Genomic DNA, 18,853 nt, shown 5'->3' on the forward strand with positions numbered 1-18,853 from the left:
GATGGTCCCGGCAAAATCCTCAGCGATTGCTCGCTACGGCGTCGAAGTCGTTTGTACCAACGCCTCGGGACGCGACAACTGAAAATAGTGTCCGTGGTCGGAGGTTAAGATCAACGCGGTGTCATCCCATCCCCCGTTTTCTTCGATCCACTGAACCACGCCCTCGAAAGCGTCATCGCCGCTGTGGATGGCGCCGATCGCGTTGTCGATGTTGTTGGAGTGGCTGGCCCAATCGACGTCGCCCGATTCGACCATCAACCACCAGCGGTCGTTGCGAGATTCCAGCACTTCCATCGCGGCAACCGCCATCTGTCGCAGATTGATGTTCTCGCTCACGTCAGCTTCGCTGTAGACCTCCGCTTTTTGCACCTTGCTGCCACCGATGCTGTCGACGGGATCATACTTTCCATCGGCTGTCTGGTAGGGCAGGTGTCCGCCGCCGACGCCAAAATATCCGAACAGTCGATTCTTGTCGGCGATCGCTTTTGCAACGGCAGCGGAAAGCACCTTCGGCCCCACCGTTCCTGGGGTTCGCTGAGCGACCACGTACTTGCCGCCGTTGGAAGCGTCGATCGCCTTCAGATCCTCTTCGGTCAGGTATTTGTTCCCCGGGACGAAGTTCTCTCCCTGGCCACCATCTTTTTCAGTGGCGACACCCCAGCCGCCTCCCATCAGAACGTCCAATCCCGAAAGGCCACCGGGATGATAGATCGACGGACGGCCGATCAGATCGCGGGTGATGTCTTGGTAGTCGTTGCGATGGACATTGTTGCCATAAGCACAGGCGGGGGTCGCGTGGCTGATCGGAACGCTGGTCACCACGCCGACCGCGAAACCGTCCTCTTGCAACGTGCGCGCGATCGGCAGGACTTCACGCCCCATCGCATCGACATTCACCGAATTGTTGTAAGTCTTGATGCCAGCGGTCAGCGAAGTCGCCGAAGAGGCCGAATCGGTGTAGGCGTGCGGTTGCTCTTTGCTCTTGCCGATCGGATAGTCGGCATCGGTGATCGGTTTCCAAGGGGCATCGCCGCAACGTTGGAAATCGTAACCGCCTCGCAATTTCCCACCGGGATTGGTCACCCGCTGCTTGTCGACGCTCACCGAAGTGCCGTCGTTGTGCGGGCTGGTTACACAATACCCGTAATCGGTTGTCGCACCGCGGTAGTCGAGAAACGCCAGTCCCTCGCCTCGCCCTTCGCTGTAAGCAACTTTGCCAAGCTTTGCGATCGCGGCGGCGCGTGTCGTGTGCCAATCCATCCCATCGAAGACGAACAGGATCACCCGTTTCTTTCCGGCGTCGACAGCCGATTGCTGCAATCGATAGACGTCGGTTTGGTCGAAGTATTCCGCCTCGGGATTCAGCGTCCCCTCGGGAACCTGTCCATACAATCGCTCGATCGCCGCTTCGTCGCGGTAGACGCTCTTCGCTCCCGAGACCGACTTCATGTCCATCCCAAACGAATAGACCGGAATCAGCCGGTTGCTGTGACTCCGCCAGCTGGAATAGCTTTTCGGATCGGGGCCCCAATGTCCCCAATCGGCAGCCCGTGCTTCGACCGCGGCCGCTTGCAAGGCAGCGATCGGATCGGACGTCTGCGCGGTGGCCGACCAAGGTGCAGCGGTAAGGACCAAGAGACAAGCGAGCTGGAAAGTCAGCATGCGGTGGGAAGCGGTGAGCATGGTGGATCGTTTGAAGGAGGGAGGTGGAGGGAAAGTTTTGGTGGGTTGGTTATTCTAACGCAGCGGTCAACGGTTTGCCGTCGCTGTAAGGGTATTTGAGTTCAAGAAGTTTCGCGATCGTGGGTGCGATGTCGATGTTTTCGACCGTCGGCAATTGGACGCCGCTGCGGATGCCAGCTCCCGACAGCACGCACAACGCTTTCATCTTCGGCAGCGTCGAGACAAACCCGTGTGAACCGAGTGCGGTCTTCGCTTCGGTGTTGCTGGCAACCAATGTCTCGCCGTCGACCGAACCCGAAACCGAATATCCATCGGCAGCCACGAGAACCGCATCGGGAGACTGATTGTATTCGCGAGGGTGCAGCAGACCGATCTCCGCGAATCCGTCGGGCAAGACAACGTCGGCGACACCTTCGAGACCGACGAACATTTTCTTAAACGCTTCGGCTTGCTCGGTCGCTTCGCCGGGGTTGGTGCAGTAGACCAAGCCGATGCCTCCCTCGGGTACAACATGCACCTGCGCCTCGCGAATTTTCCCCGCTTCGGCCGTCAGCAGTCCCGCCTGACGCAACACGACGTTGGGGCGGATCGCTTCGGGAGTCCGCGTGAAGCCGTGGTCCGAAAGGACAATCAACGTCGTTTGATCGCGGATCCCCGCCTCGTCGATGGCCGCGACGATCCGCGCCAAACACATGTCGGCATAGGCGTTGGCGGTGTAACCTTCCGGCGTTTGCGGGCCTCTCTGGTGATGGACGCTGTCGACATTCAATAGATGGATCAACGTCAGGTTCGGTTTCCGGTCGCGAATCAAGTGGCAAGCCGCTTCGGTCCAGACATAATCGCGGCCGACCGTGCTCAGCTTGCGGAACGACGCATCGGTCTCGTCGACCAGCAGTCCCAGTTCGACCAATTCCTTTCGCAGCCTCGGCGTACTGTGCAGTAACGCATCGGGAACGTCGGGGAATTGATCGTCCAGCGATTTCGACCCGCGGGTGCAGGGCCAATTGATCTCAGCGGTCGAAAGCCCCGCAGCGTGCGCGGCGTCGACAATCGTCGGAATGCGGACGAGATCACTCTGGTCACGACGCGAATCGATCGTGGTCGGAACACCGATCGGCCCACGCACCAAAACGCCATTGGCCATGACGCCATGCTTCTCGGGGCGGACACCGGTCACCAACGTCGTGTGGTTGGGCCAAGTGACCGACGGGTTCGACGGGATCATACCACCGTCGACGATTGCTCCTTCGCGAGCCAGTCGCCGGATCGTGGGCAGGGGCACCTTGGGGTCGTCGACGAGATAGGCCGCGAGCCCATCGAGACTGACCACAACAACATGTTTTGCAGAGTCCGCCGCGGGGGCGGAAGGGGCCAAGCAGCAGCAGGACGCAGCGGCGACCGCTGCGATACACAGCACGCGGGGAAGGGTTTGCATGGATCGATTTCCGTTGGGGACGGCAAGCGGCGATCGCAGCTTGAACCGGCGGTCAAAGCGATGCACCGCGTTGGAGGGAGCGCATGCAAATCATAGTTGCCCCGCGGAAGCCGATCAACGATGCGGTCGATCAACCCTATCGATCAAATCAACCTGCGGGTCAGGAAGCGCTCCGTACCAGCGACGATCGCGGTTGATCCCCGCGACTGACACCGGTCCCGGTCCCGAAGGGGCCAGCGGTGAGCGAACCGTGCGGTTGGGCTGCTTCGTTGTCCTGCGGGACAACAACGGTAAAGATCAGGCCATGGTTGGTTTGAACCAAAATCTCGCGTGGTTTCATTTCAGTCGACACGTCTAATTTTCCTTCAATGAAAGGGGGTGGATGAGTCAATCAGCAACGCCATGAAGGAGATGCAAACGCCGTTCCAAGAAGCGTCAATCCTCGCGACATATTTTTTGTGTGAAGAATTGTGTGAAACCGTCACCCCCCTTGCGAAAACCGCACCCAACCGGTGCGGTCCGATTTCCCAAAGCCCCTCGTGCGACAACGCACGTTGACACGATGTCCACTGCGGTTGACGAAACCACGCCCCCATCGGCGACTTTCGCGAAAGATTGCCCCGCATTCCGAAATTGGCATACCAATTGCCTGTGCCGCTCCGTCGCACAATGACAACAGAGCGCACCCAAAAGACACAGGTTACGATGGACGAAAAATTAGAGTCGATATTTTGGAATGTTCAGCAACGCAACCAAGGTGAAGCGGAATTCATTCAAGCGGTCAAAGAAGTCCTGTCGTCGATGGGGCCGGTCCTGGCCAAATATCCCCGGTTTGCCGAACAGAAGATTATCGAACGGATCTGCGAACCGGAGCGGCAGATCATCTTCCGCGTGCCCTGGCAAGACGACCGGGGCGAGGTCCATATCAACCGCGGTTTTCGAGTCCAATTCAACAGCGCGCTTGGTCCCTACAAAGGCGGCTTGCGGTTCCATCCGTCGGTCAACCTTTCGATCATCAAGTTCCTTGGCTTCGAACAGATCTTCAAGAACGCGTTGACGGGAATGCCGATCGGCGGCGCCAAAGGTGGCAGCGACTTTGATCCCAAGGGACGCAGCGATTCGGAAGTGATGCGGTTTTGCCAAAGCTTCATGACCGAACTGTATCGTCACATCGGCGAATACACCGACGTTCCGGCCGGCGATATCGGAGTCGGCAAACGGGAGGTCGGTTACCTGTTTGGACAATATAAAAGGATCTGCAACCGGTACGAGTCGGGCGTCTTGACCGGCAAGGGGCTACGCTATGGCGGCGCCTTGGTGCGGACCGAAGCGACAGGCTACGGGCTGGGCTATTTTGTCCAAGAGATGCTCGCCGCCCGATCCGATTCGCTGCAGGGGAAGACCTGCGTCGTTTCGGGAGCGGGAAACGTTGCGATCTACGCGATCGAAAAGGTGACGGAACTCGGCGGCCGCGTCGTCGCCTGTTCCGATTCCACGGGCGTGATCTACGATCAGGAAGGAATCGACCTGCCGACGCTCAAGCGGATCAAAGAGGTCGAACGGATGCCGATCGAGAAGTATTGCGAGACGCGAAAGCACGCTCAATATCAACGCAAGGGAAACATCTGGCAGATCGAATGCGACGTCGCCCTTCCCTGTGCGACGCAAAATGAACTGACCGGAAAAGATGCGGCTTCGCTGATCCAAAACGGCTGTATCGCCGTCGCCGAAGGAGCGAACATGCCGACGACTCCCCAAGGGATCGAATTGTTGTTGGATTCGAAGGTCGCTTACGCTCCGGGCAAAGCGGCCAACGCCGGCGGCGTTGCGACCAGCGCACTGGAGATGCAGCAAAACGCGTCGCGCGATGCGTGGTCGTTCGAATACACCGACCGCAAATTGGCTCAGATCATGAAAGACATTCACGATCGCTGCATGGAAACCGCCGACGAATTTGGAGCCCCCGGCAATTACGCCCTGGGAGCCAACATCTCGGGATTCATGCGTGTTGCCGATGCGATCCAGTCGATGGGGCTGATCTAGCCGCGCGGCAAACGGTCGAAGTCGATATCGGGTTTCGAACCCGCGTCGGTTTCGCGTTGGAACGTTTGGTCCAACGCGACGTGTGGCGAAAAGAAGCCGCAGTGTTTCATAAAGAAATGGTCGCCGACAGCGCCGCCGGCGTAGTCGAGCCGATGTCGGCCGCGAGCGGTGTTGTCGCCAGTTAACCGAGCGCGGGTGACTTCGTGCCAGTTGCCGTCGACGTCGCAAACCCATTGGTTGCCGTAGTTGGCGGTTCGCGGAAGGGCTCCAAAATCGGGGATGAAGTTTTCCAGAAAGCTGTGGAAGCCGGTCAGGTGACGGTCGGTCTTGGGTCTGCGAAAACTAGCGAGCAACCGCCAAGTCCCCTCCGCTTTGTCGCCAAACCAGGACGTATAGATCGTGTTCCCCTCGCCGTCCGGTTTAACTTCGGTCAGGAAACGATAGGTCGTCCCCGCAGTCCATGGATAGTTCAGGAAGCTTTGGCCCCCCGATCCTTCATTGCCAAAGTCCTTGGCCGTGACGCCCTCCCCTTTCGCCAGCGTCGCGACACGTTGATCTTCGGGAATCTCTTTGGGATCGTCAGTCCGAAAAGGACTCCACACCGAAAATAGCACGCGCCGCTCGCTGGGGCTGTTCACCTGGAAGCCAAAATAACCTTCGCCAAAACCATTGGCCATGTAATAGGCCCCCAACGCGTCCTGCCCTTCGGGGACCGTGATCTCGCTGTAGGCATAGGTCAGATCGATCTTCGCGGGAGTTTCATATTGAAGATGGACCGATGGACCCCGGCGGCCCCAGTAGTACATTTTCCCTTCGTTGTTCTTGACGTAATCGAGTGTCATCCCATCGACGTCCGACTGGACGACCAATTGAGAGACCTCCGCTTTTCCACCACTCGCCTGTAGATCGACGCGCACGTACCCGGCGGCGGCAAGTGAGACCTCGCCCAGCGGATATGCGTTCTCCTCCGCGCCGCGCACCTTCGTTGTCAGTCGATGATCGCCAACGCGAGCTTCGATCGCTGTGTCGCCATCGACGGCGCGAGCTCGCAGGGCAAGCGAGATCACTCCCGGCCGGTCGACATGAAAATAGACCGAATCGGTTGCGTCCCCCTCGCTGACACGAAGTGCTCCGGCGGGCGAAAAGAGCCGCCCACTGCGAGCGACCGGTGCGCGATACGCGTTCCCAGCCAGCGGCACCGTCCAATCGGCAGCTACCGCAACCGTGGCGATCGAGATCACAACGCCAGCAAAGGCCAAACGAGCAGCCAAGCCGAGCGGACGAAACAACGAAGCAAAGTAGTTGGTCATGGGGATCCCGAAGTTCCGATTTCCAGTGAGGTTCGACACAAGTCGCCATGTTGCCCCGCAACTCCGTTCGCATGGGCTGCGTCTTTTTATAGTAGCTAGAGGATCACGCCAACGGAGTCACAGGACCAGGTCGCATCAAAACACCACATCGGTTGAAACCAAACAATCCGATTCCGCGATGCAACAACTGCATCCATGTTGTCGATCCAAGCATTTCCCTGTTTCGATGGGGGTAGGTCCCTTTCTTGCGTCGGTAACGTATTGATGACGTTACGCCGCCAACACGTGCTGTCTCGTTCAATCGATCCGACGCGCGTTCCATCAACGACCCGCAAACGTAATAGGTCAAACCAGCAAAAGATTTTGCCACCGAGGTCACCGAGTCCACAGAGGAAATCGATCAACCACGACAACCCTCTGTGTCCTTGGTGAACTCGGTGGCAAAAAACAACTGCTCCCGCCACCCCATGCGGCAATCGGTGACGAGGGCTGGCGTCTAGGCTTCAGCCGAACCGCGCCTCGGCAAACTAGAACGTAAACAAGCGAAACCTTAGCCACCGAGGTCACTGAGTCCACAGAGGAAATCCATCAACCACCAAACCCTCTGTGTCCTTGGTGAACTCGGTGGCAAAAAACAACTGCTCCCGCCACCCCATGCAGCAATCGGTGACGAGAGCTGGCGTCTAGGCTTCAGCCGATCCGCGCCTCGGAAAACTAGAACGCAATCAAGCGAAACCATAGCCACCGAGGTCACTGAGTCCACAGAGGAAATCCATCAACCACCAAACCCTCTGTGTCCTTGGTGAACTCGGTGGCAAAAAGAACAACTGCCCCCGGCACCCCATGCGGCAATCGGGGACGAGCGCTGGCGTCGAGGCTTCAGCCGATCCGCGCTTCAGCGAACTAGAACGCAAACAAGCGAAACCTTAGCCACCGAGGTCACTGAGTCCACAGAGGAAATCCATCAACCGCGACAACCCTCTGTGTCCTCGGTGAACTCGGTGGCAACCCCCCCCCCCGCCACCCCATGCGGCAATCGGTGACGTGAGCTGGCGTCTAGGCTTCAGCGGATCCGCGCCTCGGCGAACTAGAACGTAAACAAGCGAAACCTTAGCCACCGAGGTCACTGAGTCCACAGAGGAAATTCATCAACCACCACAACCCTCTGTGTCCTCGGTGAACTCGGTGGCAAAAAGAACAACTGCCCCCGCCACCCCATGCAGCAATCGGTGACGAGAGCTGGCGTCTAGGCTTCAGCCGATCCGCGCTTCAGCGAACTAGAACGCAAACAAGCGAAACCTTAGCCACCGAGGTCACTGAGTCCACAGAGGAAATCCATCAACCGCAACAAACCTCTGTGTCCTCGGTGAACTCGGTGGCAAAAAAACGACTGCCCCCGCACCACCTCATGTGGCAATCGGGGACGTGAGCTGGCGTCTATACTTCAGCCGAACCGCACATCGGTGGGAAATGGAAGCGGTAGGGACATCCCCCATGTTTCGTCTTTTCCTCCCTCCAGTATTTCTCTACTCTGCATCCTCCACGGATCTCGCTGCTTCATTCGGCGCCCGATTGGTCTGGCGATCGTTGGATCGATTGCAATGAAAAAGAATATCGAGCAAGGAAGACATGGCCGGCGATTCCCAAAACGATCTCAACAAGATTAATGACCGAGGTCGATGCGTCCCTGCGCCTGTTTCTGCTTGGGCGATCGGTCTGTTGTTGCTGCTCGGTTGCCGGTCTTCCTGGCTTTCCGAGCGATCATTGGAAGACGTGGCATCCAGCTCCGAGGCTGTCGCTCTAGCCGATCTCTCCAGTGACGAACTCGGCTCGCGTGACCCGATCGAGGCGAGCCGAACCGCGTGCGCCCAAGCGGAGAAACTGCGAGCGGATCTGGACCCTCGTTGCACCGCTCATTATCTCGCCGCCAATCGCCTGGCGTGGAAAACGGTAAACCACGCTTCCCTTGCCGATGACGCGCAACGCAACCTCGCCGCGGAGCTGTATCACGAAAGTCTGCGTGGATTGATCGAGTCGGCGCAACAATTTGGACAGATCGATCCGGTCCATGGCATTCGCTTGACCACCGAAGAGGGCGATGTGACTATCCCGATCGTTTACGACGGTTTCGCCTGGAAACCGGAGGATTTCAATTGCTGGATTCCGGTCGATGAGTATCAGGATGAGCATTTGACCCACCAACACCGGCGCTCGGGTTGGGGAGTTCCGCTGGTGGTGCTGCGGCAACGGGATCAGCAAGAACGCTTCATGATCCCGCAATTGCCCTTCGCGGCGACTGCGATGCTTCGAAACCTGCCGGTCGATGGCGATCGCGAATCCGATGAAGCCCCGCCGAATCAAGTCCTGGAGGTTTTCAATCCGCTTGTTCACTCCGAGCTGGCGAAAGACGACGGAGGTGAAACTCCATTGGCGGCTGACCTTTCGGCGCCCATTGCTTGGTTAAACAACAACACGCCCCATCTCAATTACGAAGGCTTCATGCATCCCGATCGACTGCACCGAAGTGGTCAGTTGATCATGCTTGAGCCCTACCAGCCGGGCAAGATCCCGTTGGTTTTTGTCCATGGATTGGCTTCCGATCCACTCACTTGGATCGGATTGATCAACGAACTCCGCACGGCCGACTGGGTCAATTCGCGTTACCAGATCTGGTTGTTCGGCTATCCAACCGGCCGTCCATTCCTTCGTTCCGCTGCCGATTTGCGACGCGAGTGCAGCGAGGCGATCGCGTCATTTACGAAAACGACCGCCGACCCCGCACTCCATCGCAGTGTCATCATCGGCCACAGCATGGGAGGTTTGCTAACGAAACTGCAAGTCGCCCCGAGTGGAACATCGCTTTGGAAGTCGTTTGCCAAGCGGCCGATCGAGTCGTTGCAGGCGGACCCGCAGATGCACGAGTACCTCTCGGAGCTGTTCTTCTTTGAGCCATCGCCGTTTGTGGAGCGAGCCATTTTCATCGGCACGCCGCATGGAGGTTCGCCTATCGCGGATGAATGGATCGGTCAATTCGCCTCACTTCTCGTCTCACGTTCCCACGATTTCTCCGACGAGTACGATGCGTTCCTGGCTCGCAATCGCGAGGCGATCACTCCGTTCTATTCAAAACATATTCCAACAAGTGTTCACATGCTGGAACCGGAGGATCCAACCCTGCAGGCGATGAGACAATTACCACTTGCCCCTCACATCCGTCTGCATTCGGTGATCGGTAACGGCCACAAAATGCTGATCGGTGGGCCCGCCGATGGCGTCGTTCCGGTCGTGAGTGCTCGGCACCACGGTGCGGATAGTGAGCGGATTGTGGCGACAACCCATCGGCGATTGCAAAGCCATCCCGATACGGTTGAGGAAGTGCTTCGCATCCTGCAACTGCATCTGGACGAACCAGCTGAAAACTCGGCCCCCCAACCGCAGCTAGCCGAAGGTCTCACTCAGTCGGCAACTCGGTAGCGAATCGCTCTGCAACAAATCGCGTGCTACCCGTGCTGACACAGTCGGTGTGGCAGCCCACGCACTCACCTGGCTTGGCAATACCCGGAATCGGTTGGCGACGCATAACGTAGCGGATGTCGTCAAGACGATCGGATACGACTGCAGCCATTGCGCACCAATCCCGGCAGGGACGACAGCACGTAGCACACAGCGCGAGCCACTGGACCATCCACAATGGCGAAGCCATGGCAGCATAGAGCCTGGGACGCAAGTCCCAGGTGACAGCATTGACGATACAAACCAAAGTCGCGAAGCGACGACAGAATTAGTCCAACCGTCGCGTCCAAGCCCCGGCAGGGATCACAGCACGTACCCCATGGCGTGAGCCACTGGACCGTCCACGCCGCAAGCCCATCAAAAGCCCCGGTGGCGCGGCAGCGATGCACCTCAAACGTCCTGCCCGCGAATAACGTAAATCACGCGAATGCCATCCTCCGCTCGCAAGCTGCGTTAGGCAAACCTTCGAAACGAGCCCGCCCCACTTTCTGATTTTTCCAAGTTCAAACCGGCAAAAGCCTTAGCCACCGAGGTAAATGAGTCCACAGAGAAAATCCCTCATCCGCTCCAAACCTCGGTGCCCTCGGTGAACTCGGTGGCAAAAACAACAACTGAACACCGGAACCCCATGCGGCAGTCGAAGACCTGAGCTGGCGTCTAGGCTTCAGCCGATCCGCACTCAGGCCAACCAGCTCGCAATCCGCACAACGGCAACCCAGCACGCACAATGGCGAAGCCATGGCAGCATAGAGCGTGGGACGCAAGTCCCAGGTGCCAGTACCGAGGATACAAACCAAAGTCGCAAAGCGACGACAGAATTAGCCCAGCCGTTGCGTCCAAGTCCCGGCAGGGACGACAGCAGGTTGGCCGTGGCGTGAGTCCGCCGCAAGCCCATCAAAAGCCCCGGCGGGGCGAGAGCAAGGTACCTCAAACGTCCTGGCCGCGAATCACGCAAACGCTACCATCCACTCGCAAGCTGCGTTATAAAAGCCAGCAAAACGAGTCCGCCTCCCTTTTCCGACGTCGCTCGTGTGAACGAGCCACTGACTGAAAAGGAGTTCAAGGAAGTGCGGTGGGCCGTTCGTCGCGGCAACCCATTCGGAGAAGAGACATGGGGTGAGTCGTTTGCCCGGCGGCTCGACCTCGAATCGACTTTACGTCCTCGAGGACGCCCACGGAACCTGCCTGCGAACCCCGACAAACTCGAAAAATAGTCCTGCCCCTTTTGCTGAAAAGATGCAACGGTGAATCGTCGATCCAAAAGAACCATTGTCACACTGCCGAAGCGTTGGGGCAGCAGTTTGCTTTTGGTTGCCATAGCGCTGTCCTTATTCGGATTTCCGTTCCTCATCTATGGTGATCCCCAAGGGCCTGATGCGACGGTCTTTATGCTGTCATTGACCTATGTGCCGGGCCTCTTCCTCTTGGTAGCCGTAGTCGCCTTGTTTCGTTTGCGAGTCGAGCTTGAGGGGCGACGGAATTCGGGGTCCATTCGGCTGCAGCTCCCCAAACATGGCAAGCTGCCATGGACTCCGTGGATGGTTCATGTGCGGGAGATTCCCGCAATGGAGATCTCCCGTGTCGACGAAGTGCTCGAGGCGCATCCGACAGAGCCCGATCGAATCTCAAGGCGCTACATTCTCCGCACCGAACAAGGTGATTACTATTTCACTTCGCTCTGGTTTTCAAATATCGAAAAGTTTCGACAGTGGTGCAAGCAAAGCAAAATCCCAATCGGAGAAGTTTCAACAGCGCAGCTTGCCGACACGGAACGGGGCGACGCGACAGTCCCACCAGCGGGCGCATGGGCGGTTCGATCGATCGGACAGATTTTGAAAGCGATCGCCTTCTTGATGTTGTTGGCGAGCATCATCTCGCTGTTTTTTGTCGACGCAGAGGGGCGTTGGATCGCAGTTCAAGCGTTTGTATCCGCTGGCGCAGTGCTAGGTATTGCCGTTCACTTAACAAAATACCGGCGGCTGAAATAGCAGTAAATCGCAGTCGCAAGCGGCAGCAGAAACGACTGTTGCCCAGTGGTATCGTCACTAAAAGTGATTTTTAACGCGGAAACGAAAAGAGGTCGCGTGATATCTCGCTGACGCGTGGATCCCTTCCCCCTGGCTATTCTCTTTAGCTGCTTCGCAGTCAGGAGGCGGCTCTCCTATTCCCGCGCCACAGCGCGGCGGGCGTTCATCGCATCGAGTTGTTGTTGCAGGGTTTCTCGCAACTGGGCAGCGATCTCCGCGTGCGACTGGCTGAGGTCGTTTGCTTCGGAGATATCCGCTTCGACGTCGTACAGTTCCACGCGATCGTCTTCAGCGAAGTGAATTAGCTTGTAGTTACCTTTGCGCAGCGCGGACTGAGGTCGCGTCTTGCTGGTGGTGAAATCATCGACGCCAATCTTGTCGATGGCCTTCGAAAATGTTTTTTCAGGATGATAGTAGGGAAAGTGCCAGAGCAAATGGCGGTTCGGCTTCCAACTTGGCTCCCTCAGCACCCGCTGCATATCGATACCGTCCACGCCTCTTGCATCGCCGCCTGCGAGGCTGACAAATGTCGGCGACAGGTCGTATCCAATCACCGGCGTATCACTGGTAACGCCTGCGTCAATCTTTCCCGGCCACCTGGCAATCATGGGAATACGTATGCCGCCTTCATACAGGTTCCATTTCGATCCACGCAGCGGCGCGTTGGCACAATACTCGGGGTGGCCACCGTTGTCGGACATAAAGAACACCAACGTGTTTTCTCGCTGTCCCGACTGATCGATGGCATCCAAGATCGTTCCCACGTGGTGATCAAGCGTCTCGACAAACGCCGCGTATTCCAGCCGTTGTCTGCGATGCTTGGCGTCGGGGGGCAGGTGACGTTCGTATTTTTCGACCAGCCAACGGCAGCGAGTCTTCACGGGAGTATGCACATAAAAGGATGAGGCCATCAAGAAGTAGGGCTTGGTGGCGTCGGCTTGCCTTCGGATAAAATCGGCCGTCCGCTGGATCATCGAATCCCGAGGGAGCACGCCACCGGGGGCGGGTGAGGGAGGATGTTTTTTGTCCCACGCATAAGGGTGATCGCCAAAGTCTTCGCCGGCGACCGCAAATCCCTGTTGTTTCGGACCGAAATCGGGGTGCCAGGCGAGGTAGCGTCGCTGGTAATGCTGACTGACGTGCCACTTGCCAAAGAAGGCTGTTTGATAACCAACCGCCGCCAGTCGCTCGGCGATCGTGACTTCCGCGGTCGGCAGGTTCAGCGTCAGTTCGGGCGTCAAAAGCGGCACATCGATATCGAGCGACTGCCGCCCCGGAGTGTTTTTGGTGACAAACTCAAAGCCCAAACGAGCCACCGTCTTTCCCGTCAGAATGCTGGCTCGTGCGGCCGAACAGATCGGGGCAGGGGAGTAGCCAGCGGTAAACCGCAGCCCCTCAGCAGCCAGACGATCAAGGTGCGGAGTGTGGTGATAACGGTGCCCGTAGCAATGCAGGTCGGACCAACCCAGATCATCCACAAGGATGAAAACGATGTTCGGTTGGTGAGCCTCCGCGGCCTGTGCAGGCGAACTGAAAAAGAACAACAGCATCGACAGCAGAAACAGTGAGGTAGCTTTCATGGTGATAGTTCGGTTGTCGATTGAAACGTTTAACCCGTAGCCGCAGGCGTCGGCGAATACGCTCATCGCGGTTTCTGCGAGGCGACGTTTTGCAAGTGGATTATGGTATCACAAACCGTTAAAGAACGGCGAGTTATGCAACGGCAGATATTCAATATCGACTCCCGTAGTTCGGCTGGATATCTAGCTGCGGAGCGGCGGTCGCATCAAGCCTGGATCGCGGTTTGCCTATTCCACAGACAGGAGCGGTGACCCTTCTCGCAAGTGGGCATAGAAAGCTCCGGCGTTGGCCACCGGAACGAGGCGGGGTGACCGAAATTGGCCCAAACGCCAGCGTCTAGGATCAGGCTCTCTGCTCCCACAAACTTGTTTCGAGAGAGAACGAATGGGCATGAGGGGGCCTAGATCTATTCAGAAAAAATTGCTTTGGATGGCAATGCTCGCAAGCGTTATCCACGCGCAGATAGCTCGGATCTCCTTGCCGCCGGGGCCAGGATTGAGGTGTGATGAGACCGACCATTCCTAACCGGTAAACTGCTTTTTGCGGACGCAATGTATTAGGAATTGTCGCGAAAAAAGGTAAAGAAACGTCTCGCCGATAGCATTGTTTGATTGCGGCCCCACAGCGTTCTCTACCGATACCTCAAAGGTAGTCATCGTTGCTTAAAGGAGACGTCGAATGTACTGCAGTGAGTGCGGATGCGAAGTGAATGGGAAGTTCTGCTCGAACTGTGGCACTCGCGTGCAACTCGGTGAGGTGCCCGAGGTGTTTGACTGGCGTCAGTCTTATGACTTTGAGCGGATCACCCAAAGCGCCGAAGTCAATCAACGCGTGACGCAGGCGAAAGCGGGCGCGGGCAGGGACACTAGTTCACTCCTACTCGACTTGATCGATGCTGTGGCCTCGCCGATGATGGGGGGAATCTCAAGCCTTGCGATCGCCAAAGCCTCGCAACCTCTCACAGCGAAACTTGGCTTCAAGACGGGGAAAGAACGCCGGGAGTTCGTGACGCTACCGCCTGGAGAAGTGCTAGCGAATCTCGCAGTGACGCTGGCGTCGATCGAGCACTCGATCACATGCGTCACCTTTGGCGATAACCACTGCCACATCCGGGCAACGCTTCCTCCGGACCTCCGCGCGATGGAAGTGCGTCTTTCGGTAAACATTGATGGTGCCGAGCAGGGCATGTGGATCACGGCAACCGCAGAAGCGGAAGGCCAATGGTATGATTGGGGGAAATGCCAATCACAGCTGGATCGATTGTTCACCGGCCTGCGAGCCGCCTAGCTTCGTCCCCGGCGAGTCGCGCACCGCAGTGCAAGTCCGAAATCTTCTCGGAGCCACACTGGCCTTCTATCCTTAAAAGACACCAAGCCCCCAACACGATGACGAGGCAAACGCGATCTACCACGCACTGAACCGCGGTAATTCCCGAACCAACGCATAAGAGTCCTGCACCACTTTCTGATTTTTCCGAGTTCAAACCGGCAAAAGCTTTAGCCACCGAGTCCACCGAGTCCACCGAGGAAATCGATCAACCACCTCAACCCTCTGTGGACTCGGTGAACTCTGTGGCAAAACCAACAACCGCCCTCCGGATTCCCTCGGAACCACATCCGGCAGTCGGTGACTTAAGCTGGCGTCTAGGCTTCAGCCGATCCGCGCACTGGCCAACATGCTCGCAAACCGCACAATGGCCAACCAGCACGCAAACCGCGCACTGGCGTACCAGTACGCAATCCGCACAATGGCGAAGCCATGGCAGTATAGAGCCTGGGACGCAAGTCCCAGGTGACAGCACCGACGATACAAACCAAAGTCGCAAAGCGACGACATAATTAGTCCAGTCGTCGCGTCCAAGTCCCGGCAGGGATCACATCACGCACCCCGTGGCGTGAACCATGGGACCATCCACGCCCAAGCCCATCAAAAGCCACGGCCGGGCGACAGCAATGTACCTCACATGTCCCGCCCGCGAACCACGCGAATGCCATCATCCGCTCACAAGTACGTTGTACAAACCTGCGAAACGAATCCGCATCTTTTCCTGAGTTGCCCCGGATTAGGCCAGCGTCTTCAGGAATGATTGACTTTCCGCCCGCCGCGTGCCACGATTGAAGAACAAACTTTACGAAAGCCCGACGTTGGAGCGAAGCGATGGCACTCGAAATCCCTAGCGAATATGAAGGCGTTCTTAACGACGCTGTCGCAAGCGGTGCGTTTGCGACGCCCCAGGATGCGTTGCGTCATGCACTGGCGACTTTTGCAAAAGAGCGTGCTAGTGAAGCGCGGCAGCCGTCGACAGAGACACCGCCTCGCCTAAAGCGCCAGACGTCCAAGGCAACTGATATTGACGAATTAGCGAGGAAGCAAGGCGTGCCGCCTTTGAAGGACTTCCGACAACTCGAAGCGAGCTTTTGGCCTGCCGATGAATCGGTCGACGACTTCATTCAGGCAATTCGAGAAGGGCACCAAGACGACGGAGCACGGACGCGATAATGTCAGCTCTTGTTGTCGACACCGACGTCGTTTCTTTAGGCTTCCGTCAGTCCGACAACTTTGTCCATCACTACGGACCGGCTCTGGTAGGCTCCCGACTGATCGTCTCGTTTATGACGATCGCTGAGCTGGCTTTTGGTGCCCTGAATCGCCAGTGGGGACCAAGGAAATGTCAGCAGTTATCTGAGTACATGAATCGGCACTATGTTCGCTTCGACCAAACCGAGCCAATGTGCCAGATCTGGGCCGAATTGTGCTGGGAGGCGAAAACTCGCGGGCGAGTGCTGCGAACTGCCGACGGCTGGGTTGCTGCAACAGCCGTCTATTTGAATCTGCCCCTTGTGACCCACAATGCTCGGGACTTCAATTATCTACCTCAACTGCAACTGATTACCTTCCCGTCGACTGGATAAGCTAGGGCACATAAGCGTTTCACCATAACCCCGAAGCCCATCAAAAGCTCCAGCGAGGCGACAGCAATATACCTCAGCCGTCCTGCCCGCGAATCACTCAAACGCTACCATCCACCCGCAAGCTGCGTTATAAAAGCCAGCAAACCAGTCCGCCCCAATTCTCCAACTTCAAACCGTCAAAAGCTTTAGCCACCGAGGTCACTGAGTCCACAGAGGAAATCGATCAACCACCTCAACCCTCTGTGGACTCGGTGAACTCTGTGGCAAAACCAACAACCGCCCTCCGGATTCCCTCGGCACCCCATCCGGCAGTCGGTGTCCCGAGCTGGCGTCTAGGCTTCAGCCGATCCGCACACTGGCCATTCAGTACGCCTAACCGCACATCGGCGAACCAGCACACAATCCGCACAACGGAAACCCAGCACGCACAATGGCGAAGCCATGGCAGCATAGAGCCTGGGACGCAAGTCCCAGGTGACAGCACCGACGATACAAACCAAAGTCGCAAAGCGACGACATAACTAGTCCAGTCGTCGCGTCCAAGTCCAGTCAGGGATCACAGCACGCACCCCGTGGCGTGAACCATGGGACCATCCACGCCCAAGCCCATCAAAAGCCACGGCCGGGCGACAGCAATGTACCTCGGCCGTCCTGCCCGCGAATCAGGCAAATCACGCGAATGCCATCACCCACTCGCAAGCTGCGTTATACAAACAAGCGAAGCGAAGCCGTCCCAATTTTCCAGGTTTAAAAGGGCAAAAGCTTTAGCCACCGAGGTCACTGAGTCTGGAATGCTCCCCAAAACCTGATCCAGGTGTTATGAAAGTCTAGAGCCAATTCCGGCAAAGGATTTTCCATGAGCAAGAAACGACGACGACATTCACCCGAACAGATCATCAAGAAGCTGCGTGACGCGGATGCCATGCTTGCCGCCGACAAGAGCGTGGGTGAGGTTCTCCAAGCACTGGAAGTTAGCGAGGCCACGCTGAGCCGCTGGCGGAGCCAGTATGGCGGCATGAAGAGCGAAGAGGCCAAGCGTCTTAGGGCACTTGAGGAGGAGAACAACCGACTCAAGAAGATTGTGGCCGACCAAGCTTTGGATATTTCGATGCTGAAGGAAATCACCAAGGGAAACTGACGACCCCTCGATCGCGACGCGCGGCAGTAGCAGAGCTTCAACAGAAGTTCGCTGTGTCGCAACGACGTGCCTGCCGCGTGCTCGACCAACCGCGATCGAGCCAGCGATTTGAGGGGAAACCCAAAGACGAAGACGAGCGACTGACGAAGCGAATTCTTCACTTTGTTCGCGAGCGTCCTCGCTGGGGGTATCGACGTATCTGCCAACTTCTTCGCCGCGACGGTGAGACTATTAACAGGAAAAAAATGTATCGGCTTTGGAGAGCATCGGGGCTGAAGGTGCCACAAAAGCGTCGCAAAAAGCGTGCTACTGGCGTCCGAGGCAATGCATGCGACGTTCAAGCGGCAGGTTTTGTTCACGATGTTTGGAGCTGGGATTTCGTGCAATCGTCGACACTTGATGGACGAACGATTCGCTTCTTGAACATCGTCGATGAGTACACGCGGCAATGCCTGACGATCAAGGTCGGCCGCAGTATCACGAGCGAAGATGCGATCGACACGCTGGCTGAGCTGTTTGCAATGCACGGCGTTCCGAAACGACTTCGTTGCGATAACGGCCCCGAGTTCATCTCGACAGCGATCAAGCAATGGCTGGCAAAGATTGGCGTTGAGATCCTTTACATCGAACCTGGCTCGCCATGGCAGAACGGTGTCTGCGAGAGTTTCAACAGCCGGCTTCGTGACGAGTATCTGCATCAAACGGATTTGATCAATGAAGACGACACACGGATGAAAGCACGAGCTTGGCGGGAGGACTTCAACACCCAGCGCCCGCACAGTTCGCTTGGCTATCTAACCCCATCAGAGTTCGCGCATCGCAGTGCTGCTTCCGTTCGGCCTACGGCCTCACTCCAGCAGCACTGCGAATCACCCACCCCTGTTTCCTAACCCAATCTTTCATAACGCCTGGTGCAGAAAACTGGGGCATCCCAAGTCCACAGAGGAAATCGATCAACCACCTCAACCCTCTGTGGACTCGATGAACTCTGTGGCAAAACCAACAACCGCCCTCCGGATTCCCTCGGCACCCCATCCGGCAGTCGGTGACCTGAGCTGGCGTCGAGGCTTCAGCCGATCCGCACACAGGACATTCAGTACGCCGATCCGCACACTGGCCAACCAGCACGCAATCCGCACAACGGCAACCCCGCGCGCAATGGCGTAGCCATGGCATGATAGAGCCTGGGACGCAAGTCCCAGGTGACAGCA

At 57.3% G+C, this 18,853-nt stretch carries 13 protein-coding genes; 8 read left to right on the forward strand and 5 right to left on the reverse strand.

The window, feature by feature from the left end:
- Positions 1–33: 33 nt before the first annotated feature.
- The 3 genes from Poly24_RS16155 to Poly24_RS16165 all read right to left on the reverse strand — a co-directional run bounded on the left by Poly24_RS16155 (position 34) and on the right by Poly24_RS16165 (position 3,470).
- Positions 34–1,683: an alkaline phosphatase gene (locus tag Poly24_RS16155; protein WP_231753172.1), complete on the reverse strand. Its 1,650-nt coding sequence runs from the start codon at positions 1,681–1,683 to the stop codon at positions 34–36.
- A 49-nt stretch (positions 1,684–1,732) separates the two neighbouring features.
- On the reverse strand, positions 1,733–3,118 hold the full coding sequence (locus tag Poly24_RS16160) for an alkaline phosphatase family protein (protein ID WP_145097496.1): 1,386 nt from the start codon (positions 3,116–3,118) through the stop codon (positions 1,733–1,735).
- Between the two features lie 160 nt (positions 3,119–3,278).
- Positions 3,279–3,470, reverse strand: a complete 192-nt coding sequence (locus Poly24_RS16165) for a hypothetical protein (protein WP_145097499.1) — start codon at positions 3,468–3,470, stop codon at positions 3,279–3,281.
- Positions 3,471–3,823: 353 nt separating this feature from the next.
- Between Poly24_RS16165 and gdhA the strand changes: the two genes are divergently transcribed.
- Complete coding sequence (gdhA, locus tag Poly24_RS16170; protein WP_231753173.1) at positions 3,824–5,161, forward strand: NADP-specific glutamate dehydrogenase; 1,338 nt, start codon at positions 3,824–3,826, stop codon at positions 5,159–5,161.
- Here the strand turns inward: gdhA and Poly24_RS16175 are convergent.
- The gene (locus Poly24_RS16175) at positions 5,158–6,471 is read right to left on the reverse strand and encodes a DUF3472 domain-containing protein (protein WP_197451956.1); all 1,314 of its coding nucleotides are present in this window, start codon (positions 6,469–6,471) and stop codon (positions 5,158–5,160) included. The two genes, gdhA and Poly24_RS16175, sit on opposite strands and share 4 nt — an antisense overlap.
- 1,773 nt (positions 6,472–8,244) lie before the next feature.
- Here Poly24_RS16175 and Poly24_RS16180 point away from each other — a divergent pair.
- Together Poly24_RS16180 and Poly24_RS16185 are read left to right on the forward strand one after the other, a co-directional pair.
- The gene (locus tag Poly24_RS16180; RefSeq protein ID WP_197451957.1) at positions 8,245–9,945 is read left to right on the forward strand and encodes an esterase/lipase family protein; all 1,701 of its coding nucleotides are present in this window, start codon (positions 8,245–8,247) and stop codon (positions 9,943–9,945) included.
- A 1,427-nt stretch (positions 9,946–11,372) separates the two neighbouring features.
- Positions 11,373–11,972 carry a hypothetical protein gene (locus Poly24_RS16185; protein ID WP_145097508.1) on the forward strand — a complete coding sequence of 200 codons (600 nt, stop codon included), beginning with the start codon at positions 11,373–11,375 and terminating at the stop codon, positions 11,970–11,972.
- A 173-nt stretch (positions 11,973–12,145) separates the two neighbouring features.
- Here Poly24_RS16185 and Poly24_RS16190 read toward each other — a convergent pair whose 3' ends face one another.
- Positions 12,146–13,591 (reverse strand): sulfatase, encoded by a 1,446-nt coding sequence (locus Poly24_RS16190; RefSeq protein WP_145097511.1) that lies wholly within the window; start codon positions 13,589–13,591, stop codon positions 12,146–12,148.
- Positions 13,592–14,270: 679 nt separating this feature from the next.
- Here Poly24_RS16190 and Poly24_RS16195 point away from each other — a divergent pair.
- The 5 genes from Poly24_RS16195 to Poly24_RS16210 all read left to right on the forward strand — a co-directional run bounded on the left by Poly24_RS16195 (position 14,271) and on the right by Poly24_RS16210 (position 18,532).
- Positions 14,271–14,879, forward strand: coding sequence for a zinc ribbon domain-containing protein (locus Poly24_RS16195; protein ID WP_145097514.1), 609 nt, complete (start codon positions 14,271–14,273; stop codon positions 14,877–14,879).
- A gap of 870 nt (positions 14,880–15,749) precedes the next feature.
- A complete protein-coding gene (locus tag Poly24_RS16200) occupies positions 15,750–16,091 on the forward strand; it encodes a hypothetical protein (RefSeq protein WP_145097517.1) in 342 nt (113 codons plus the stop codon).
- The gene (locus Poly24_RS16205; protein ID WP_145097520.1) at positions 16,091–16,504 is read left to right on the forward strand and encodes a PIN domain-containing protein; all 414 of its coding nucleotides are present in this window, start codon (positions 16,091–16,093) and stop codon (positions 16,502–16,504) included. Before Poly24_RS16200 ends, Poly24_RS16205 begins: the two co-directional genes overlap by 1 nt.
- A gap of 856 nt (positions 16,505–17,360) precedes the next feature.
- A complete protein-coding gene (locus Poly24_RS27445; RefSeq protein ID WP_231753174.1) occupies positions 17,361–17,642 on the forward strand; it encodes a transposase in 282 nt (93 codons plus the stop codon).
- Positions 17,643–17,695: 53 nt separating this feature from the next.
- Positions 17,696–18,532 carry an IS3 family transposase gene (locus tag Poly24_RS16210; protein ID WP_231753175.1) on the forward strand — a complete coding sequence of 279 codons (837 nt, stop codon included), beginning with the start codon at positions 17,696–17,698 and terminating at the stop codon, positions 18,530–18,532.
- The last annotated feature ends 321 nt before the right edge of the window (positions 18,533–18,853 follow it).

The sequence above is a fragment of the Rosistilla carotiformis genome, from assembly GCF_007753095.1.
In the GTDB taxonomy this organism is placed as follows: domain Bacteria; phylum Planctomycetota; class Planctomycetia; order Pirellulales; family Pirellulaceae; genus Rosistilla; species Rosistilla carotiformis.